General features: G+C 75.3%; 19 protein-coding genes. 11 read left to right on the top strand and 8 right to left on the bottom strand.

From position 1 onward, the window contains the following. The first annotated feature begins 101 nt into the window (after window positions 1–101). Genes ACGF07_RS31760 through ACGF07_RS31730 form a run of 7 tightly spaced genes read left to right on the top strand, consistent with a single transcriptional unit; the run spans window position 102 to window position 9,213 of the window. Window positions 102–1,814, top strand: a complete 1,713-nt coding sequence (locus ACGF07_RS31760) for a class I adenylate-forming enzyme family protein (RefSeq protein WP_392904397.1) — start codon at window positions 102–104, stop codon at window positions 1,812–1,814. 6 nt (window positions 1,815–1,820) lie between these two features. Continuing rightward, window positions 1,821–3,338: a KamA family radical SAM protein gene (locus ACGF07_RS31755; protein ID WP_392904395.1), complete on the top strand. Its 1,518-nt coding sequence runs from the start codon at window positions 1,821–1,823 to the stop codon at window positions 3,336–3,338. Beyond that, the gene (locus tag ACGF07_RS31750) at window positions 3,335–4,402 is read left to right on the top strand and encodes a RimK family alpha-L-glutamate ligase (protein ID WP_392904393.1); all 1,068 of its coding nucleotides are present in this window, start codon (window positions 3,335–3,337) and stop codon (window positions 4,400–4,402) included. Before ACGF07_RS31755 ends, ACGF07_RS31750 begins: the two co-directional genes overlap by 4 nt. Beyond that, window positions 4,399–5,625 carry an AMP-binding protein gene (locus ACGF07_RS31745; RefSeq protein ID WP_392904391.1) on the top strand — a complete coding sequence of 409 codons (1,227 nt, stop codon included), beginning with the start codon at window positions 4,399–4,401 and terminating at the stop codon, window positions 5,623–5,625. Before ACGF07_RS31750 ends, ACGF07_RS31745 begins: the two co-directional genes overlap by 4 nt. Beyond that, complete coding sequence (locus ACGF07_RS31740) at window positions 5,622–7,040, top strand: MFS transporter (protein ID WP_392904389.1); 1,419 nt, start codon at window positions 5,622–5,624, stop codon at window positions 7,038–7,040. The genes ACGF07_RS31745 and ACGF07_RS31740 overlap by 4 nt, the downstream gene beginning before the upstream one ends. Then, window positions 7,037–7,936 carry an SDR family NAD(P)-dependent oxidoreductase gene (locus tag ACGF07_RS31735; RefSeq protein ID WP_392904387.1) on the top strand — a complete coding sequence of 300 codons (900 nt, stop codon included), beginning with the start codon at window positions 7,037–7,039 and terminating at the stop codon, window positions 7,934–7,936. The genes ACGF07_RS31740 and ACGF07_RS31735 overlap by 4 nt, the downstream gene beginning before the upstream one ends. A gap of 17 nt (window positions 7,937–7,953) precedes the next feature. Then, on the top strand, window positions 7,954–9,213 hold the full coding sequence (locus ACGF07_RS31730; protein ID WP_350738397.1) for a phenylacetate--CoA ligase family protein: 1,260 nt from the start codon (window positions 7,954–7,956) through the stop codon (window positions 9,211–9,213). Window positions 9,214–9,234: 21 nt separating this feature from the next. Here ACGF07_RS31730 and paaI read toward each other — a convergent pair whose 3' ends face one another. The 8 genes from paaI to ACGF07_RS31690 form a co-directional block, all read right to left on the bottom strand. After that, window positions 9,235–9,645, bottom strand: a complete 411-nt coding sequence (gene paaI / locus ACGF07_RS31725; RefSeq protein WP_350738399.1) for a hydroxyphenylacetyl-CoA thioesterase PaaI — start codon at window positions 9,643–9,645, stop codon at window positions 9,235–9,237. A 60-nt stretch (window positions 9,646–9,705) separates the two neighbouring features. Next, complete coding sequence (locus ACGF07_RS31720; RefSeq protein ID WP_392904384.1) at window positions 9,706–10,428, bottom strand: response regulator; 723 nt, start codon at window positions 10,426–10,428, stop codon at window positions 9,706–9,708. A gap of 231 nt (window positions 10,429–10,659) precedes the next feature. Further along, on the bottom strand, window positions 10,660–11,532 hold the full coding sequence (locus tag ACGF07_RS31715; RefSeq protein WP_392904383.1) for a virginiamycin B lyase: 873 nt from the start codon (window positions 11,530–11,532) through the stop codon (window positions 10,660–10,662). Between the two features lie 36 nt (window positions 11,533–11,568). Then, on the bottom strand, window positions 11,569–12,666 hold the full coding sequence (locus ACGF07_RS31710; RefSeq protein ID WP_392904403.1) for an AI-2E family transporter: 1,098 nt from the start codon (window positions 12,664–12,666) through the stop codon (window positions 11,569–11,571). 139 nt (window positions 12,667–12,805) lie between these two features. Then, entirely contained in the window at window positions 12,806–13,936 is a 1,131-nt protein-coding gene (locus tag ACGF07_RS31705) for a winged helix DNA-binding domain-containing protein (RefSeq protein WP_392904380.1), read from the bottom strand. Beyond that, window positions 13,933–14,712 (bottom strand): glycerophosphodiester phosphodiesterase, encoded by a 780-nt coding sequence (locus ACGF07_RS31700; protein WP_392904378.1) that lies wholly within the window; start codon window positions 14,710–14,712, stop codon window positions 13,933–13,935. Before ACGF07_RS31700 ends, ACGF07_RS31705 begins: the two co-directional genes overlap by 4 nt. Before the next feature lie 139 nt (window positions 14,713–14,851). Further along, entirely contained in the window at window positions 14,852–15,268 is a 417-nt protein-coding gene (locus ACGF07_RS31695) for a molybdopterin-binding protein (protein ID WP_392904376.1), read from the bottom strand. Between the two features lie 126 nt (window positions 15,269–15,394). After that, window positions 15,395–16,579, bottom strand: coding sequence for an ROK family transcriptional regulator (locus tag ACGF07_RS31690; RefSeq protein ID WP_392904374.1), 1,185 nt, complete (start codon window positions 16,577–16,579; stop codon window positions 15,395–15,397). Window positions 16,580–16,743: 164 nt separating this feature from the next. Here ACGF07_RS31690 and ACGF07_RS31685 point away from each other — a divergent pair, with 164 nt between their 5' ends. The 4 genes from ACGF07_RS31685 to ACGF07_RS31670 all read left to right on the top strand — a co-directional run bounded on the left by ACGF07_RS31685 (window position 16,744) and on the right by ACGF07_RS31670 (window position 20,476). Next, window positions 16,744–17,976 (top strand): MFS transporter, encoded by a 1,233-nt coding sequence (locus ACGF07_RS31685; protein WP_392904372.1) that lies wholly within the window; start codon window positions 16,744–16,746, stop codon window positions 17,974–17,976. A gap of 508 nt (window positions 17,977–18,484) precedes the next feature. After that, window positions 18,485–19,252 carry a TVP38/TMEM64 family protein gene (locus ACGF07_RS31680; protein ID WP_392904370.1) on the top strand — a complete coding sequence of 256 codons (768 nt, stop codon included), beginning with the start codon at window positions 18,485–18,487 and terminating at the stop codon, window positions 19,250–19,252. A gap of 44 nt (window positions 19,253–19,296) precedes the next feature. After that, on the top strand, window positions 19,297–19,812 hold the full coding sequence (locus ACGF07_RS31675) for a DinB family protein (RefSeq protein ID WP_392904367.1): 516 nt from the start codon (window positions 19,297–19,299) through the stop codon (window positions 19,810–19,812). A 271-nt stretch (window positions 19,813–20,083) separates the two neighbouring features. Continuing rightward, window positions 20,084–20,476: a cell division protein SepF gene (locus ACGF07_RS31670; protein WP_350738429.1), complete on the top strand. Its 393-nt coding sequence runs from the start codon at window positions 20,084–20,086 to the stop codon at window positions 20,474–20,476. The last annotated feature ends 138 nt before the right edge of the window (window positions 20,477–20,614 follow it).

Genomic DNA, 20,614 nt, shown 5'->3' with positions numbered 1-20,614 from the left:
CCCGGAGAGCCGGACGGCCACTCCGGAGGAGCCACTGAAGGCAAGACCCCATTAGCCACATCCGGCCCTCCCGGGCCACCCAACACCTTATGGAGACCGCCATGAGCGACCAGAGTCCCATCGCCCCCCTCGCCGCCAGAGAGCGGCTGATGACCGAACCCGGCCTCGGGGCGGGCAACTTCCTCGACCACGCGGTCGCGGCGAACCCCCACCGGTCCGTCCCCTTCGTCCACACCCATGGCACCGACCACCGCGGCGAGGTCGTGCTGCGCGGCCACAGCCTGCTCGACCTGGTCGCCCTGCGCGACCGCTACGCCGCCTGGTACCACGCCAACGGGGTCCGCCCCGGCGAGCCGGTCGCCGTCGTGGTCGGCGAGGGCCTGGAACCGCTGCTGCACTTCCTCGCGCTGACCTCGCTCGGCGCCGTCCCCGCGCTGGTCAACGACGCGATGCGGCACGACGTGATGGTGCGCTACCTGGACCACGTCGGCGTGGTCGGTGTCGTCGCCGACGACACCACCCGGCTGGCCGCCGCCTACCGCCGGGACCCGCAGCGGCGCCCGCGCTTCCTCGCCCTCGCCGCGGAGGTCCGCGCCTTCGACGCCGACGCCGTCGAACTGCCCGCCGAGCACCCGTACCGGCACGCCCCCGACGACGTGGTGGCACTGATCCACTCCTCCGGCACCACCGGCACCCCCAAGTCCACCATGCTGGCGCACCGCGGCTTCTGGGACGGCAAGCAGCCGCGGATGGTGCGCTTCCCCGCCGAGCCGTACGACCGGCTGATGTCGCTGATGCCGCACACCCACGCGGGCGGCCTCAGCTACTTCCTCACCGCCGTGCTACTCGGGCTGCCGACGGTGGTGATGTCCGACTGGCGGCGCGCCGTGGTCGAACCGGTGATGGAGGCCTTCCAGCCGACCATGGTCGCCTCCTTCCCGCGGACCTTCGTCGAGCTGGCCACCGGCGAGCTGCCGGTGCGCGGCGCGGCCCGGGTGCACTCCTGGTTCAACACCGGTGACAGCGCCCACCACGGGCACATCCGCCGGCTGGTCACCCTCGGGGAGCGGCCCGCCGGGCTGATCCGGCCCTGGCTGCTGCCGCAGCAGAAGGCGGAGGAACCCGCCCTGCCCGGTTCGCAGTTCATCGACGGGCTGGGCTCCTCGGAGATGGGCATGGCACTGTTCGGGCAGGTCACCACCCCGGAGACCGGGCGCGACGACCGCTGCGTCGGCCGGCCGCTGGAGGTCGTCCGCCGGGCCGCCGTGCTGGACCACGACGGCACCGAAGTCCCGGACGGGACCGTCGGGTTGCTCGCCGTGGACACCCCGTCCCTCACCCCGGGCTACTGGAACGACCAGCGGCTGACGGCGAGCTTCGAGCTGGCCGGCTACTGGCTCACCGGAGACGTCGCCCGCCGCGACGCCGACGGCCGCTTCTACCACCTCGACCGCACGGTCGACGTCATCGACACCGCCGACGGCCCGGTCTACAGCCTGCCGATCGAGGAGGTGCTGCTCGCCGACTGCGCGGACCTCGTCCGGGACTGCTCGGTGGTCGGCGTTCCCGCAGGGCCGGGCCTCGGCCAACTGGCGATCGCCGTCGTCCAGTTGCAGCCCGGCGCGGCCGAGGGCGAGGACGGGCCCGAGCGGGTGCGGGCCGCGGCCAACGAGGCACTGGCCGCCGCCGGCCTGGCCGCCCTCGCCGCCGTCCGGATCGCCCGGACACCGGAGGACTTCCCCCTCGGACCGACCGGCAAGGTACTCAAACGCGAGCTGCGCACCCGCCACGCCCGCCTCCTCACCGGCCAGTAGGACGCCGTGGCCCCCACCGCGACCCGCCAGCCGTACCAGTACGTGCGGACGGCGCTGGTCGAACCGGACTGGCGCCGACTGCCCGGCTGGCGGCAGGTCACCGAGGCGCAGTGGCGCGACGCCCAGTGGCAGCGCGCCCACTCCGTCCAGACCGCCCGCCAGCTGCGGGCGGTCGTCGGCCCCCTGCTCACCGACCGCTTCTACGACGAACTCGCCGCCGACCAGGCCCAGTTCGCCACCATGCCGGTCCTGCTGCCCCCGCAGGTGCTGAACACCATGGCAGCCGGCGCCCCGGCCGACCCGAAGGGCTTCACCGAGGCCTTCCTGGCCGACCCGGTGCGCCGCTACATGCTGCCGGTGCGCAGCGACCGCCACCCGCGCTGGCCCAGCCACCCGCTGGCCGAGCGGGACTCGCTGCACGAGGCGGACATGTGGGCGGTCGAGGGCCTGACCCACCGCTACCCCACCAAGGTGCTCGCCGAGCTGACCGCCACCTGCCCGCAGTACTGCGGGCAGTGCACCCGGATGGACCTGGTCGGCACCTCCACCCCGCAGGTGGCCAAGACCCGGCTGCTGCTGCGGCCCGCCGCCCGGCAGGAGCAGATGCTCGACTACCTCAAGCGCACCCCCTCGGTGCGCGACGTGGTGGTCTCCGGCGGCGACCTCGCCAACGTGCCCTGGCCGCGCCTGGAGTCCTTCCTGCTGCGGCTGCTGGACCTCGGCACGGTGCGCGACATCCGCCTGGCCAGCAAGGCCGTGGTGGGCCTGCCGCAACACTGGCTGCAGCCCGCGGTCCTGGAGGGCGTGGCGAGGGTCGCCGGCATCGCCGCCCGCCGCGCCGTCAACCTCGCGGTGCACACCCACGCCAACCACGTCCGGTCGGTCACCCCGCTGGTGGCCGAGGCGGCGCGGGCGCTGCTGGACGCGGGCGTGCGCGACGTCCGCAACCAGGGCGTGCTGATGCGCGGCATCAACGACACCCCGGCGGACCTGCTGGACCTCTGCTTCGCGCTGCAGGGCGAGGCGAACGTCCTGCCGTACTACTTCTACCTCTGCGACCTCGTCCCGGGCGCCGAGCACTGGCGCACCCCGCTGCACCGGGCACAGCACCTCCAGGAGGCGATCATGGGCTACCTGCCCGGCTACGCCACGCCCCGCCTGGTCTGCGACGTCCCGCACGTCGGCAAGCGCTGGGTGCACCAGGCGGTGGAGTACGACCGCGAGCGCGGCATCTCGTACTGGACCAAGAACTACCTCACCAGCCTGGAGGCCGTCGAGGCCGCCGAGGCCGCCGAGGCCGCCGAGGCCGTCGAGGCCGTCGAGGCCGTCGAGGCCGTCGAGGCCGTCGAGGCCGTCGAGGCCGTCGAGGCCGTCGAGGCCGCGGACGCCGGGGAAGGCCGCGGCCCGCGGTCCGCACTCGCCCGGCGCCACCCCTACTACGACCCGGTGGACACCCTGCCCGAGGCCGGCCGCCGCTGGTGGGCCGGGGCGTCCGCCGCACCCGAACCGCGAGGAGTCCGATGAGCACCCCCGACCCGGCCGGCGGACTGCGCCGGCTGTGCTGGATCTTCCCCGACCGGGAGTCCTCCCGGATGGCCGAGATGTGGCACGGCTTCTTCTGGGACCTCTACGCCGAGAGCGCCGCCGACCTCGGCCTGCGCTGGAGCCGGCACGCCCCGGACGCGGTCACCGTGGACGCCACCGCTCCCGGCCGCCCCCGGGTGTACGTGGACGACGAGCCGGTGACCCCCGAGGACACCCTGTTCATCACGGCGCTCTACTCGCTGCCGTACCAGTCGATGGACGTCTTCAACCAGTACGCGCTCTACGCCGTCCTCGAGCAGGCGGGCTTCTACCTGCCGTTCCCGCCGCAGGTCTCGCTGATCGGCAACGACAAGCTGGCCACCCTGCTGTTCCTGGCCGGCTCCCCGGTGCCCACCATCCCGACCGTGCGGATCGGCACCGGCCGGGACGTCAGCAAGCACCTCTACGAGGTCGCACTCGGGGCGATGACCTACCCGGCCATCGTCAAACCGGCCGGCTGGTGCGGCGGCGGCGGGATCAACCTGGCCCGCGGCCCCGAGGACGTCCGGGGCCTGGCCAGCCTCGCCCAGGGCGGCGACACCACCCTGGTGATCCAGCCGTACCTGGGGGACGGCACCATCGACTACCGGGTGTACGTGGTCGACGGCCGGCCGTACGCGGTGATGAAGCGCACCCCCGAGCCCGGCTCCCCGGTCGCCAACGCCAGCCGCGGCGGCGCCATGGAGTTCCCCCCGGTGCCGCCCGAACTCGCCGCCGCCACCGCGTGGTTCGCCGAGCGGCTGCCGATCCCGTTCTTCTGCGTGGACTTCCTGTACGACGGCGAGCGGTACTGGTTCTCCGAACTGGAACCGGACGGCGTGATCGCCCCGGACCTCGCCGACCCGGACCGCACCCTCCAGCGGGACGTCACCCGCGCCCGCTTCGCCGCCTACCGGGACGGCCACGCCAAGTGGCTGGCCGACGGCGGCCGCCCGCCCACCCTCGACCTCGGCGACCGCACCCCCACCGCCGCCACCTCCGACCACCGGACGGACCCCCGATGACCGTCTTCTCGCTCTCCCCCGAGGCCGCCGCGCCCCGGCTGTCCGTGGCCCGGCGCACCCTGGAACGGCTGCGGACCGTCCCCGCCCTGGCCGCCCGCTACCCGGACCACCTCGGTGCCGAGTCCCTCGACCGCCTCGCCGAACTGCCCCCGCTGGCCAAGGACGACCTCAACACCGCGCTCGCCCACCTGGAACCGGCCGCCGAGCGGTCCGCCACCTGGCTGTTCCAGAGCGGCGGCAGCACCGGCGCCCCGAAGGTCGGCTACGCCCCCACCGGCTTCTACATGGCGGGCGTGCACGCCCACTGGCAGCCGCTCGACCGCACCGACCTCTTCGTCAACGCCTGGGGCGCCGGCCGGATGTGGGGCGCGCACTTCCTCGCCGCGGCGCTCGCCGACCTGTCCGGCTGCCGGATCATCGCGCTCGGCTCGGTCGCGAAGGAGGAGTACGGGGACTGGCTGGGCTTCCTGGCCGCACGCCGGGTGACGGCCATCGGCGGCACCCCCAGCGTGCTGCGGCTCTGGTTCGCGCACGCCCGCGCCGCCGGGATCGAACTGCCCTCGCTGCGCAAGGTGTTGTGGCTCGGCGAGGCCTGGCAGGCCCAGCTGGAGGAGGACCTGGCCGTGGTGGCCCCGCAGGCACGGCGCTGGGGTATGTTCGGCAGCACCGAGACCTGGGTGGTGGGCACCAACACCCCGCACTGCCCGGCGGACGTCTTCCACCCGCTGCCCGACCAGCTGGTGCACGCCGACGCCGACGGCCTGTTGGACTTCACCACCCTCAACGCCGACATGCTCAACCCGGTGCTGCGCTACCGCACGGGTGACGCCGGCGAGTTGGCCCGCTGCCGGTGCGGCCGGCCGGAGCCGGCGATGCATGTCCTGGGCCGGCGCGACAGCGTCGTCCAGGTGCGCGGCCTCGGCCTGGACGTGGACGAGCTGATCGCCCGGGCGGAACGCGAGCCGGGCGTGGCCCGGGCGCAGGTGGTGCTCACCGAGCAGGGCGGCCGGGCCGCCACCGTGGAACTGCTGGTGCTGTCCACGGGCGCCGGCACGGCGCCGGACGTCGAGCGGCTGCGCAAGGAGCTGTTCACGGCCACCTTCACGCTCAGTACCGCCTTCCAGCACGACCCGGCGTCCTTCCGGGTGCGCCCGGTGGACGAACTGGTCAGCAACGGGCGCACCGGCAAGACCGCCGCCCTGGTCCGCCGGGAGGAGTCATGACGGCGGACTCCGCCCAGGCCGGTCCGACCGACGCCGAGCCGACCGACACCGAGCCGGCGAAGGCCGCCCCGGCGAAGGCCGACGCCGGGAGCCTCGGGCCCGCGCGCCCCGCCCCGCTCGGCCGGAGCTTCTCGCTCTTCTGGACCGGACAGACCGTCAGCCTGGTCGGCGACAAGGTCACCGTGTTCGTCGTCCCGACCCTGATGATCTTCGTGCTGCACGCCTCCGCCCTCCAGGTCGGGGTGGTGGCGATGGCCCAGTACCTCGGCATCCCCCTGCTCGGGCCGATCGCCGGAGTGCTGGTCGACCGCTGGGACAAGCGCCGCACGATGCTCGCCTGCGACCTCGTCCGGCTGGTCGCGGTCGCGGCGATCCCGCTTGCGTACGCGCTGGACGCCCTCTCCACCCCGCTGCTGTTCGGCTGCGTGGCCGTGATCAGCGCGGCGACGATCTTCTTCAACGTCGGCTACCTGGTCGCCGTCCCCGCCGTGGTGCCGCAGGACGGCCTGGTCCGGGCCTACTCCCGGCTGGAGGGCAGCGGTTCGGTCTCCGAGGTGGCCGGGCCCTCCATCGCCGCCGCCCTCTACAGCGCGCTCGGCGTGGCCGCGCTGCTGGTCGACGCGGCCAGCTACCTGGTCTCGGCGGTCTGCTTCCGCTCGATGCGGCCCTGGGGCGAGCGGACGGCCGAGGAGGGCTCGATCCGGGAGCGGCTGACCCGGGGATTCCGGCTCAACTGGGCCGACCCGGTGCTGCGCCGGGTGGTGCTGGCGGCCGTCACCCTCAACTGCGGCGGGCCGGTCTTCGTCACCGTCCTGCCCGTCCTCGCCTACCGCGGCCTGGGGGTGCGGGTCGGCGTCTTCGGCGCGGCCATGTCGGTCGCGGCGCTCGGCGCGCTGGCCGGGGCCGTGGTCGCTCCCCGGCTCGCCGAGCGGTTCGGCCCGGGCCGCACGATGGCCTGGTCGCTGCTGCTGCACTGCCTGGTCGGCCTCGGCGTGCTCGCCGCGCCCGCGCTGCCCGCCGGGCCGGTCATCGCCGTGACCATGGGCTGCTACGGCTTCTTCATGTCCTGCATCAACGTGTGCAGCGCCCCCACCCGGCAGTCCCGGATGTCCGCGCACAACCAGGGCGTGATGCACGCCGCCTTCCGCACCGTCACCTGGGGGGTGATCCCGCTGGCCGCGCTGGTCGGCGGCCTGGCCGTCTCGCTGCTCACCGGGCCGCTCGGCGTCCTGGACGCGGCCCGGGCGGTGATGGCCGGGGGCACCCTGCTGGCCGCCTGCTCGTTCCTCCCCGCGCTCGGCATCCAGCCGCTGCTGGACGCCGCCGCCCGCGCCGAGGCCGACGCCGGGCACCGGGGCACCGCCCCCGGGCCCGACGGCACCGCCCCCGGAGCGCTCCCGGAGGGCGCCGCGTGACCGGCCCCGGCCGGGACCGGCCCGCCGACCCCGCCGGAAGGGTCCTGCTGATCACCGGCACCTCCTCCGGCATCGGCCTGGCCACCGCCGTCGCCGCGGCCCGGGCCGGGTACACCACCGTCGCCACGATGCGCGACCCCGCCCGGGCCGGGGCGCTGCGCAGCGCCGCCGGGGCGGCCGGGGTCGCCCTGGACGTCCGCCGACTGGATGTCACCGACCCCGGCTCGGTCGCCGACTGCCTGGACGCCGTGCGGCGGACGTACGGGCGGCTCGACGCCGTCGTCAACAACGCGGGCGTCTCCAACTCCGACCCCACGCTGGAGATGTCGACCGACGCGGCGCTGCGCGCCAACCTGGACGTCAACTTCTTCGGCGTCGTCACGGTCAGCCGCGCCGCGATGCCGCTGCTGCGCGCCGCCGGCGGCCGGCTGGTCACCATCGGCAGTGTGCACGGCGTGATCGGCCAGCCGTTCAACGAGGCGTACTGCGCGGCGAAGTTCGCCGTCGAGGGGTTCATGGAGGCCTTCGCCCCGGTCGCGGCGGCGCACGGCGTCCGGGTCTCGGTGGTGGTGCCGGGCTTCGTCCCCGACACCGCGTTCGGCGTCTTCCCGGACATCGACCGGACCACCATCGAGGCCGCCTCCGGCCCGTACGCGCCCACCTTCGCCGGCTACCTGGACTGGGTGGGCGGCCAGGGCTGGGAGTCGGCCGGCCAGCCGGCCCGGGAGGTCGCCGAGGTCGTGGTCCGGACCCTGCGCGAGCCGCGCCCGCCGTTCCGGGTGCCCGCCGGCGCGTGGGCAGCCGACTACCTGGCCGTCAAGCTCGCCGACCCCGACGGTTCCACCGTCCAGACCCTCGCCCGGACCTGGCTCGGGCAGCCCCCACCCACCCCCTGACCCATCACGGAGTCCCCATGCCCGCCAAGCCCCTGGCCGAGCTGATCCGGTTCGCCCGCGCCAACTCGCCGTTCTACGCCGAGCTCTACCGCGACCTGCCGTCCACCGTCGACCGGCTGGAGCCGCTCCCCGTGGTCGACCAGACCGCGTTCTGGGCCGCCAACACCTGGCCCGGCAACCGGGTGCTGACCGGCCCGCTCACCGACGCCGGCGTCTACAAGACCGGCGGCACCACCGGCGTCCCCAAGTTCTCGCCGTGGACCCGCACCGAGCACGCCGACTCGGTCACCGCCTTCGGTGCCGGGCTCGTCCGGGCCGGCCTGCGGCCAGGACACCGGGTGGCCAACCTCTTCACGGCCGGCGAACTCTACGGCGGCTTCCTCTACATCGAGAACGCCCTGCACCACGCACCGGTGGACAACGTCCGGCTCGGTGTCGGCGGTGCCGCCCCGGACGACTACATCGCCGACCTGATCGCCGGGTTCGGCGTGCACGTCCTCGCCGGCGAGCCGATGAAGCTCAGCGCCGTGGCCGAGTGCCTGGTCGCCCGCGGGGAGCGCGCCGACGGGGTGGAACTGCTGCTGTTCGGCGGCGACCTGCTCTTCGCCGACCTGCGCCCGCTGCTCTCCCGGGCCTTCCCGGAGGCCGCCGTCGCCTCGGTCGGCTACGCCTCCAACGACGCCGGACTGGTGGGCGCGCCCGTCCCCGGTGGCGACGTCCGGATCCACGAGGCCTTCGCCGACCGCACGGTGGTGGAGCTGCTCGACGAGGCGACCGGCGAGCCGGTCACCGCCCCCGGCACGCCCGGCCGCGTGGTGGTGACCAACCTGTTCCGCACCCTGATGCCGATCCTGCGCTACCCGACCGGCGACCGCGCCGAGTGGGTGGACGGCGAGTGCCGCCGCTTCCGCCTGCTCGGCCGCTCCACCGAGGGCGCGCGGGTCGGCACCGTCGCCCTGCCCACCGAGGAGGTGCGGGCCGTGCTGGTCGCCGCCGACCCGGACCGGCACATCGCCGGGATGCAGCTGGTGCAGCGGCGCTGGGACGGCCGGGACGGCCTGATCCTGCGGCTCGGCTACGTCGAGCGGCGGCCGCCCGCCGACCTCGCCGGCCGGCTCGTCGACGCGGTGTACGCGGCCCTGCCGCTCTACCCGTCCGAGGTCGCCCTCGGCAGCGTCCACGATCTCGCGGTGGAGTGGGTGCCGCGCTCCGAGCTGGTCACCAACCCGCGCACCGGCAAGCTCCAGCAGGTCCTGGACGAGCGCCCGCGCGAATGAGCCGACCGCGGGGCCGGCCGCTCAACCGGCCTGCGGCCGGCCCCCGATGACCACGCTGTGCCCGCGGAACTCGGCGATCACCCGGCCGTCCGTCCGGCGCACCGTCACGTCGTAGATCCCGCTGCGCCCGGCCCGGGACCGCTCCACCGCCTCGGCGACCAGCTCGTCCCCGACGGCCGCCGGCGCCAGGAAGGCCACCTGCGCCGCCTGGGCGACGGTCACCGGGCCGTGGCTGTTGCAGGCGTACGAGAACGCGGCGTCGGCCAGCAGGAAGAGGAAGCCGCCGTGCGCCGTGCCGTGGCCGTTGACCATCGTCGGGGACACCGTCATCCGCATCACCGCGCGCCCGGTGGACACCTCCTCCAGGGCTATGCCCAGCGTCCGGCTGGTCTCGTCGCGCTCGTACAGCGCGGCGATCACGGGGTCGAACATGGCGGCGCGGTCCCTCCGTCGGCGGTGTCCGGGCCAGCGTAGGGGACGGGCCGCCTCCGGTCACCGGCCGGACGGCGCGGACCGCATCGGGGGCCGCGGGGCTGCGGGGGCCTGCCGCCGTTCGGTGGCGATCAGTGCCGCCTGCACCCTGCGCTCCACGCCCAGCTTGGCGAGCAGCCGGGAGACGTGGTTCTTCACCGTCTTCTCGGCGAGGTAGAGCCGCGCACCGATCTGGCGGTTGGTCAGTCCCTCCCCGATCAGCGCGAGGACGTCCTCATCACGCGCCGTCAGCCCGGGCCCAGTGGTGACCGCCGGAGCGGCTTCGGCGTCGCTGCGCAGGCGGTTGAGCAACCGGGTCGCCGCACCGGGGTCGAGCATCGAGCGGCCGGAGGCGACGGTGCGGACGGCGGCGACCAGGTCGGTGCCGCTGATCTGCTTCAGCACGTACCCGGCGGCGCCCGCCATCACGGCGTCCAGCAGCGCCTCCTCGTCGTCGAAGGAGGTCAGCATCAGACAGGCCAGGCCGGGCATCCGCGACCGCAGCTCGCGGCAGACCGACACCCCGTCCCCGTCGCCCAGGCGGACGTCCAGTACGGCGACGTCAGGCCGCAGCGCCGGCACCCGCACCAGCGCCTGCTCGGCCGTCGCCGCCTCGCCGACCACCTCCAGGTCCGGTTCGCCGTCGAGCAGGTCGTGCACCCCGCGGCGCACCACCTCGTGGTCGTCCAGCAGGAACACCCGGACCGGTGCCGGGTCCCCGGCACCCGCCGCCTTGGTCGCCATCACTCGGCTCCACCTTCGTCACCCCCGCCCGCTCCCGGCGGGGCCCAGGGCATCATCCCCCGCCCGCCGGAGGGTGCCCAGGGCCGAACGACCCCATCCGCGGCCGGGCCGCACCGGGACGTCCCGTCCGGGTCCGCCGGCCATCCCCGCCCGGGCCGCCGCCCCGGGCCGGGTCCGGCGGCCGTTCCCCCGGCCGGGCCGACCCGGCTCCCCGTGCGGCGGCCCCGGTGCTCAGACCGCCAGGCGGGCGATCTGGCCGCGTTCGAGAGCGGCGTACACCGCGCCGTCCGGGCCGACGGCGATGCCGTGCGGTTCGGCGCCCGGGCCCGGGATCGGGTACCCGTCCAGCCGGCCGTCCGGGGTGAGCACCCCGATCCGGCCCGCGCCCCATTCGGTGAACCACAGCCGCCCGGCCCGGTCGGCGGCGATCGCGTGCGGTTTGGAAGCGGGGTCGGCCAGCGGGTACTCCGTCACCCCTCCGTCCGCGGTGATCCGACCGACCAGGCCGCCACCGATGCCCACGTACCAGAGCGCGCCGTCCGCGCCGGCCGTGATCCCGACCGGCGCGGTGCCCTCGGTGGGCAGCCGGTGGACGGTCACCGCGCCGTCGACGCCCACCCGGGCGACGGCGTTCGCCTGGTTGAGCGTGCACCACAGCGCGCCGTCCGCCCCTGCGGTGATCAGCGACGGGAACGCCCCGGCCACCGGCAGCGGGTAGTCGGTCACCTCGCCGTCCACGGTGATCCGCCCGATCCGGTGGACGTTCAGCTCGGTGAACCAGAGCGCCCCGTCGGGCCCGGCGGCGATCCCGTACGGTCCGGCGTCCTCGGTCGCCACCCCGTAGGAGGCCACCTCGCCGTCCACGGTGATCCGCCCGATCCGGTGGTCCCGCATCCGGGTGAACCACAGCGCCCCGTCCGGCCCCACGGTCAGCACCGACGGCCCGCATCCCGGCGCTCCGAGCCCGAACCGCCGGACCTCTCCGTCCCCGGACAGCCGCCCGATCTCCCCGGCGTGCACCAGCGTGAACCACACGCCGCCGTCGGGCCCCACGGCCACTCCGTACGGCCCGGCTCCGGGCTCCGCCACGTCGAACAGTTCCATCCTCACCCCCTGAGCACTATTGCGACCTCTGTCGCGTTAGTGATCCTGCCAGGTTCCGGACCGGCCGGCAACCCCGTGGGCACCGCCCCGGTCCGCCGACCCGCCCGCCTCATCGGGCTGCGCCAGGCCCCGCAGGACCGAGACGACGCCCATGCCCGCCGCGCAGACCGGCACGGCGAGCAGGGCGCCGATGATGCCCGCGATGCCGGACCCGGCCACCACGGCGACCATGATCGTCGCGGGGTGCAGCTCGACCGTGCGGCTCTGGATGACCGGCTGCAGGACGTTGCCCTCGATCAGCTGGACCGCCAGCACCACGCCGAGCGCCCACAGCGCCGTGCCGAGGCCGCCGTCGGCGAGGGCGACCAGGACGGCCACCGTGCCGGACAGGAAGGCCCCGACGAACGGGATGTAGGCCCCCAGGAAGACCAGCGCGCCCAGCCCCGGGGCGCCGGGCACGCCAAGGGCGGCCAGGCCGACGGTGATGGCGCCGGCGTCGATCAGGGCGATCAGGGTGGTGCCGCGCATGAAGCCGGCCATCGCCTCGAAGGCGCGCTCGGCGCAGGCGACCACCGTCTCGGCGCCGCGCCCGGGCAGGTGGGAGCGGATGACGTCGCCGGTGCGGTGGCCGTCGCGGAGGAAGAAGAAGACCAGGGCCAGCGCCAGCACCCCGCCGGTGATCAGCTGGGTGAGCAGGCCCAGGCCGGAGAGCACGCTGCCGGTGAGCGTGGAGACCAGCGCATTCGTCTCGCCCTTGGCGTTGCCCAGCGCGTGCTGGACCTTCTCCCCGAACGGCCCCAGCCAGTCGGCCAACCGCCGGCCCGCCGCCGGAAGCGCGACGGCGATCTGCGGGGCGCTGTGCACCAGGGAGTTGACCAGCAGCACGATCACCCCGGCCACCGCCACGACCAGCACCACGCAGGTCAGTCCGGCCGCCAGGCCGCGACTGACACCCCGTCGGACCAGCCAGGGCACCACCGGGTGGAGCAGCGAGGTCCCGAGCAGCGCCAGGATCAGCGGCACGGTCGCGGCGCGCAGCTCGACCAGCGCGAACACCGCGAGCGAGCCGACCGTGATCAGCAGGATCACCGCCGCCGACCAGGCCGCCGCCCGCCGCACCGCCGTTGGCAGCATCAGGTACGGCCGACGGTGGTCGGGTTGCGCACCGGACGGGCGCTCCGCGGACACTGCCACCTCCGCCGGGGGTCGTCGTCGAGTCCGAACCGACCCATCTCAGCAGAGAACGTGACGAACCGCCCGTCGTGCGGAGCGGCTACTCCACCGCCTCGAACCGCACCACCGCGTCCCCGCCCTCTGCGGCCCCGACCGCGGCGCCGTTCGCCGTCCCGCTCTCCGCCGCGAAGGCCAGCACCCGCCGCGCCTCCGCCTCGGCCGCCTCCCGGTCGGCCCGCGCCAGCCGTACGAAGGGCCGCAGCACGACCTCCCGCTCCCCCGTCAGCCGCCAGGTCCCCGCGACCGTTCCGTCCACCAGCAGGGTGCCGAGCACGAGGCCGTTCTGGCTCATCACCCGCCCCCGGTACTCCTCCGGCAGCACCCGGCTGCGGTCGGCGTGCGAGAGCAGCAGGTTGTCGAAGGGCGCGACGAGCCGCACCGGGGCCGGCGCGTCCGGGTCCGGCCGGGGCGCGTCCGGCAGGTCGTACAGCAGCCGGCCCTGCTCGTCCCGGAAGGTCAGCAGGCCGGGCGCGAGCCGCCGCAGCGCCGGGGCGAGGCCGGCCAGGCCGCTCCACTTCCTCAGGTCCGCGGCACCGGCCGGGCCGAAGGCCGCCAGGTAGCGCAGCACCAGGTCGTCCGGCGAGGGCGCCGGGTCCATCGGGCGGCCGAGCCAGGCCTCGGCGGTGGTGTGGGCGGCCGGTCCGCTGCGCCCCCACAGGCCGCGCGGCGGCACCTGGACCAGCGGCAGCAGGCACCGCGCCGCCTGGGCCAGCGCGGCCGGGTCGCGGTCCGGGCGGCTCTCGGCCAGCAGCGCGCCCAGCTGCTGGAAGGTGCGCGGCCGTGCCTCGACCAGGCCCCTGGCCTCGGCGGCCAGCGCGTCGAGGTCCAGCCCGGCCAGCCGTTTGCCGAAGGTGGTGCGCAGCCCCTGGTCCAGGACGGGCTGGAGCAGCGGCCGCAGGGTGCGGCAGTCCTCGGCGGTGACCAGGTGGATGGTGCCGCGCTGGAGGGCGATCCGGACCACCGCCCGCTGCTCGATCAGGGCGCTCAGGTCCGCCGCCGAGAAGCCGTCCAACCGGGAGAGCAGCCCGAGGTAGGGCGGCTGCGGCACGGCCTGGGCCTGGAGCCCGCCGAGGTGGTGGATGACCTCCAGGGGCTCCGCGGCGGTGCGGGCGAGCAGGTGCTGCCGGGCGAGCAGGGCCCGGCCGAGCGCCCGGGTGCCGAGGACCGTCACCGGCGGCCGTCCAGCACCGTGCGCAGCAGGGAGACCCGGTTGGTGGTGATGGAGTCGACCCCGGTGTCGCGCAGTCGGCGCATGGTGCGCCGCAGGTCGGCCGTCCACGTGGAGACGGCGAGCCCGGCGTCCGCCGCGGCGCCCACGAAGTCGGGGGTGACGAGCCCGAACGGCGGGTTGAGGAAGGCCGGGCGCAGGTCGGCGAGCAGCGCGGGCGAGGGCAGCCGGGGTTGCTTCCAGGTGAGCGCGATCGAGGCGCCCGGGGAGAGTTCGCGTACGGCGAGCATGGCGGTGACGTGGCCGCAGAAGGCGACCAGGCCCTCCGCGCCGAGGCCGGTGACGACCGACCAGGTGGCGGCGGCCGGGCCGGGGTCGTCCAGGTCGATCAGCAGCCGGGGGCCGTTCGCGGCGGCGATGCTCTTGATCGCCTCGGCGAGGGTGGGGATCGCCACCTCGCCCTGGCGGAGCCCGTCCAACTGCTCGACGGTGAGCCGGTCGACGGAGCGCCGGTCGCCCCAGAGCCGATCCAGGGTGCGGTCGTGCAGCAGCACGGGCACCTGGTCGCGGCTGAGCTGGACGTCCACCTCGACGGCGTCGGCCCCGGCGGCGAGCGCGGACTCGATCGAGGGGATGGTGTTCTCGCGGTACCGGTACGGGTCGCCGCGGTGGGCGACGGCGAGCACCGGGCGGCGGCCGGCGGGCTCGGCGGCGGACGCGGCGTGCGCGGCGGCGTGCGGGGCGGGCACCGGGGCGGCGGGGGTACGGGCGGGGCTCATCGCATCAGTCCAGGAGGCCGGGGCGGTCGGTGGCGGGGTTCTCGGGCGGCGGAGAGCGGCTGGGCGGGCAGCGGGCCGGCGGGCAGCGGCTGGGCGGGCGGGCGGAGGGTCGGACAGGCAGGGGTCGGACCAGGAGAGGCTAGCGCCGTTCGATCATCACATTGGTCGACTTGATGACCGCAGTGGCCGGAGCGCCGGGGACCAGGTTCAGCTCCTCCGCCGACTCGCGGCTGATCAGGGACACCACCCGGAACGGCCCGGCCTGCACCTCCACCTGGGCGGCCACGTCACCGAGCACCACGTCGGTGACGATCCCGGGGAACCGGTTGCGGGCCGAGGACGGCCGCCCCTCGGCCTCGGCGACCTCCGGCCGGGCCAGCTCGCGGGCGAAGGCCGCCAGCTCGGCGCCGGCGATGATCCGGTGCCCGTGCTCGTCCCGCACCGCGGCGACCTTCCCCGCGTCCACCCAGCGCCGCATGGTGTCCGCGCTGACGCCGAGCAGCGCCGCCGCCTCGCCGATGCGGTACGGGTTGACCGGTGACCCGGACTGGCCCATGTGCGACTCCTGACGACGGTTCGGAATGCGAAGGGGTGCAAGGGGTGCGCGGAACGCGCGCGCGGATGCGGGGTCGCGCGCCCCGCCGCCATCCTGCCGTACCGGGGGCGGCGATCGGAAACGCCCCTACGGTTCGCCGAACAGGTCCCGCCGCACGGCGTCGCCCGCGGTCAGGACGGCTCCGGCGAGCACCGCGCCGCCGCCCGCCGCGCCGGCCCGCACCTCGGTGTGCAGCGGGGAGAGGTCGGCGAGGCGCCGCTCGACCCGCCCGGCGAGGCCGGCGCCACCGGCCCGGCCGATCTCACCGCCGAGCACCACACAGCCGGGATCGAGCACCACGCAGACCGCGGCCGCGCCGAGCGCGATCCGCTCGGCCAGTTCGTCCAGGAACGCCTCTCCCCGCGCCCCGGCGGCCGGAGCGGCGCGCACCACGGCCTCCGCCGCGGCGGCGTCCCCGGCCGCGTCGGCGGGCAGCCCGTGCGTCCGGGCGAGGGCGCAGATCGCCGCGCTGCCGACCAGGCTGTGGAAGCCGCCCTCGCTGCTGTCGGCGCTGGGCAGGCCGACGGTGCCGGGGACGGGCAGGAAGCAGATCTCGCCGGTGCCGCCGGAGAAGCCGCGGCGCAGCCGTCCGTCCAGGATGACGGCGGCGCCGACGCTGTGGCCGAGCCACATCAGGACGAAGGTGTCGCGGTCGCGGGCGGCGCCGACCCGGTACTCGGCCCGTCCGGCCAGGTTGACCTCGTTCTCCAGGATCACCTCGGTGTCGGGCAGGTCCCGCAGGGCGGCGAGGAGCTCCGCGTGCCAGCGGGGCAGCTTGCCGGTGCTGCGCAGGCGTCCGGTGGCCGGGTCGACCAGGCCGGGGGCGCCGACCGCGACGGTGTGCAGCCGCGTGACGCCGACGCCGCGGGCGGTCTCCCGCAGGGTGGCGACGACGGCTTCGGCGGTGTCGGGTGCGCCGCCGCCCTCGACGGGGACCTCGGCGGTGGCGAGGGTGCGCCCGGCGAGGTCGGCGACGACCAGGGTGACGCCGCCGGAGCGGACGTCGAAGGCGGCGATGTGGGCCCGGGAGGCGACCAGCGCGTAGACCCTGGCGTTGGGGCCGCGCCGCTGCTCGCCGCGTTCGCCGACGACGGCGACCAGGCCGGTGCGCTGGAGGCGGTCGAGCAGGTCGGCGACGGTCGGCCGGGACAGGCCGGTGAGGTCGCGGAGCTCGGTCGCGGTCAGGGGGCCCTGTTCGAGCAGCAGGTTGAGCGCCAGCCGGTCGTTGATCGCCCGGGCGGTGCTCGGCGTGGCCGTACGCGCGGTGGTCATGGCCGCTCATCCTTCCAGAGTGTTTCTATCAGGGTCCCTTCCTGATAGTTTATCGACCCGTCGACCGGACGGCCGCACCCAGCGTGCGGAGCGCCCGGGCGGCCCGTAGACCACCCACAGGGCACCGTCGCGCCCCACGCGCGCGACCGGGAGGGGAATGCCGAATGACCGTGACCACCCTCGAACCACTCGCCGCCCCGCGCCGGGCCAGGACGAGCATCGCGCTGGTCTTCGGCGTGCACGGCGCCGTCAGCGGCACCTTCGTCACCCGCATCCCGTGGATCCAGGACCGCCTGGACCTCTCCCCCGGGCAGCTCGGCCTGGCCCTGGTCATGCCCGCCATCGGCTCCTCCCTCGCGATGCCGCTGGCCGGGCGCTTCGTCCACCGCCACGGCGGCCGGGCCGCGGTGCGCGGGCTGGTCTCGCTGTGGTGCCTGGCCCTCGCACTCCCCGCCCTCGCCCCGTCCCTGCCGGTGCTGTGCGCACTGCTGCTCCTGTACGGCGCCACGGCGGGCATGGCGGACGTCGCGATGAACGCCCAGGGGGTGGAGATCGAGCAGCGGCTCGGCCGCTCGATCATGTCCGGGCTGCACGGGATGTGGAGCGCGGGCGGCCTGGTGGCCTCCGGCTTCGGCATCCTGGCCGCCCACCTCGACCTCGACGCCCGGCTCCAGCTGGCCGTCACCGCGCTGGTCCTGCTCGCGCTGGCCCAACCGGTCTGCCGGGTCCTGCCCGAGCTGCGCGCACCGGAGGCGGCGGAGGCGCCGCCGCACTTCGCCCTGCCGCCGCGCAGCTCGCTGGTGATCGGGCTGGTCGGCTTCTGCGCGGTGTTCGGCGAGGGCGCCTCGATGGACTGGAGCGGCGTCTACCTGCGCGACGTCACCGGCTCCTCGGCCACCGTCGCCGCCGCCTCCTACACCGCCTTCGCGCTGACCATGGCGGTCAGCCGGCTCGCCGGCGACGCGGTGATCCGCCGCCTGGGAGCCGTCCGCACCACCCGGCTGGGCGGAGCGGTCGCAACCGTCGGCGGGGTGCTGGTGGTGGCGGCCGACCACCCGGCGCTGGCCATCCCGGGCTTCGCGCTGATCGGCGTCGGCATCGCGGTGATCGTCCCGCTCGCCTTCGCGGCGGCCGGGCGGATCGGCAACAACCCCAGCCAGGCCATCGCGGGCGTCGCCACCGTCACCTACACCTCCGGCCTGGTCGCACCGGCCGTGATCGGCGCCCTCGCCCAGGCCACCTCGCTGACCGTCTCCTTCGGCCTGGTCACCCTGCTCGCCTTCGCCCTCCTGCTGAGCGCCGGGGCACTGCGCCGCGCCGAGCCGGACTTCCCCGCCGCGGGGGTGAGCGCGGCCGCGCCGGAGAGCACCCCGGGTCAGAACCTCCCCGCCCGGTGACGGGCCGCCCCGGGCCGGGGGCGCCGTACGACCGACGCCGACGGCCGGGCGCGCTCAGCACCCGGCGGTCGGCGCGACCGGCCCCCGCCCGACGGCGGGGGGTCCGCCGACGCAGCGTGCGGCGCCGGGCGGCCCGGAGGGTGATCCCTGGCCCGGCCGCCGGTGACGCCCCACACCGACGTCCGCGCCGGCCCGTCCCACCGGGACGCGGCCGTCCGGGGGGCTGCTGCCGGTTGCTCGACGACCTGGTGGACGCCGACTCGATGAACCGACTCACGACCAAGGCCGACGATCCCGACACTCGGGTCAGGACCGCCGCGTTCCACGCGCCGGCCTGCGACCGGCGCGAGGGCGGCACCTGCACACCCGGCGCGGCTCGCGTCCTCGAACCCGCCCTGCGGGTCCGGGCCACGGCAGCCGAACTGGTCCGCACGTGGCGGGTCGGACCGCCCCCGCCGCCTGCGGACCGGCGCGTCGGCGCCGCTCGGGCACCGGCTACGCTCGGGCGGTGCCCGAAGCCCTGACGACCGCCCCGGCGCCGAGCGCCGCCGAGTGCTCCGCGAAGACCGTCACCGAGACCGCCGGCAGGACCGCCGTCGCGGGCGCCGCCGCACGGCCGGCCCGCTCGCCCTGGTGGCGGTTCGGCCTGCTGGTGCTGCTGCTCGGGGCGTGCGCCGGGTCCCTGCTGCTGTGGAGCCCGACGGACCTGCTCTCCGGCGGCCTCGCGGACCGGATGCCCGGCTACTGGTTCGCGCCGCTGTTCACCGTCGTCTACGCGGTCGGCACCCTCGCCTTCGTCCCGCGCCCCGCGCTCAACGCCGTCGCCGGGCTGCTGCTGGGCATCCAGCAGGGCGTACTGCTGGCCGTGCTCGGCACCACGCTCGGCGCGGCCATGGCCTTCGCCCTCGGCCGCGGCCTCGGCCGGGAGGCCCTGAAGCCCTACCTGCGCGGCAGGGTGCTCGGCGCCCTCGACCAGCGCTTCACCGAGCAGGGGTTCCGCAGCGTCCTGGTGCTGCGGCTGCTGCCCGGACTGCCCTTCCAGGCCGGCAACTACGGCGCCGCCTTCTCCGGGGTCCGCTTCCCCCCCTTCCTCCTCGCCACCGGGATCGGCGTGGTGCCGACCACCGCCGTGTACGTCACCGCGGCCGCCAGTGCGGACCGGCCCGGCTCGGCCGCCTTCCTGGTCTCGGCCGGGGTGATCGCCCTGCTGGTGCTGGGCAGCCTGGTCGGCCTGTGGCGCGCGGCAGCCGCCCGCCGCCGGGGGCGGGCCGGCTGACGGATCGCTCGCGCCGCCGAGCCGTCGGCACGACGATGGAGGCCATGACCGAACTCCATCCGCGGGTGGACCCGCCGATGGCCGCCGACGAGGCGGCCATGCTCACCGCCTGGCTCGACTACCACCGCAGCACCCTCGCCCTGAAGTGCGAGGGCCTCTCCGACGACCAGCTCCGGCTGCGTTCCGTCCCGCCGTCCACGCTCTCGCTGCTCGGCCTGGTCCGGCACATGGCCGAGGTCGAACGCCACTGGTTCCAGGGCATCCTGCGCGGCGAGGAGATCACCGTCGGCCACTACTGGACGGAGGAGGACGAGGACGGCGACTTCGACCACGTCGACACCGCCGACGTCGCCGCCGACTTCGCCACCTGGCGCGCCGAGATCCAGGCCGCCCGGGAGGCCGCGGCCGGTCTGCCGCTGGACACCGTCGGCAAGCGGCTGCGCCGCGGCCAGGAGGTGACGCTCCGCTGGATCCTCGTCCACATGATCGAGGAGTACGCGCGGCACAACGGCCACGCCGATCTCCTGCGCGAACTCGTCGACGGATCAACCGGCGAGTGAAATCGTTTCCGCATCGTTGACAGAAGGTCAATTGCGCGGTGACCGGTACCGATATCGTCTACGCGCGCAACCGTACGGCACGCAGCGGCGTCGCTTCCTTTGCCCGGGTCCGCCCGGGCTTCCGGCGCGGCACGACTCGTACGGGGGTCGCGAGCGGGCGCGGGACCGGTGAACAGTGCGATACTCGGACAGTTCCGACGAGTGGATGACGTGTCAAAAACGGACACGCGCCCCCGGGGGACCAGGACGGGACGAGGCAGGGAGGCGCGGCATGGGAGCACTTCGCGACGAGCACCACAACGGGTGGCTGATGCCCTCGGGGAACTACCCGGCCGCCGTGTACGACGACGAGTGGGTCGATCAGGAGACGGTGCCCGCGGCCCCCGCGCCCACGAAGATCGTCTCCCTGCGGCCGACGGGCTTCGAGGCGGCGCGCACGGTCGGCGAGCACATCCGGGCGAGCATCCCGGTGGTCATGGACCTCACCGAGATGGAGGAGGCGGAGGCCAAGCGCATGGTCGACTTCGCCTCCGGTCTGATCTTCGGCACCCGGGGCGGCATCGAGCGGATCGCCCGCCGGGTCTTCCTGCTCACCCCGGCCGACGTCGAGGTCATGGTGATCGACCGCCCGCTCGACGACACCGGGTTCTACAACCAGAGCTGAGTCGGCCGCCCGGCCCTCCAGCGCCCCGACCGGGGACGGCAGCCGCCGTCCCCGGTTTTTTGCTGCCCGCATGCAGAGCACCGAGCACTCATCTGAGACGCGCAGAGAAATTCTGAGACACGGATGTCTCAATTCGGC

The sequence above is a fragment of the Kitasatospora sp. NPDC048194 genome (assembly GCF_043202455.1).
Taxonomy (GTDB): domain Bacteria; phylum Actinomycetota; class Actinomycetes; order Streptomycetales; family Streptomycetaceae; genus Kitasatospora.
This window is presented reverse-complemented; position numbering and strand designations above follow the sequence as displayed.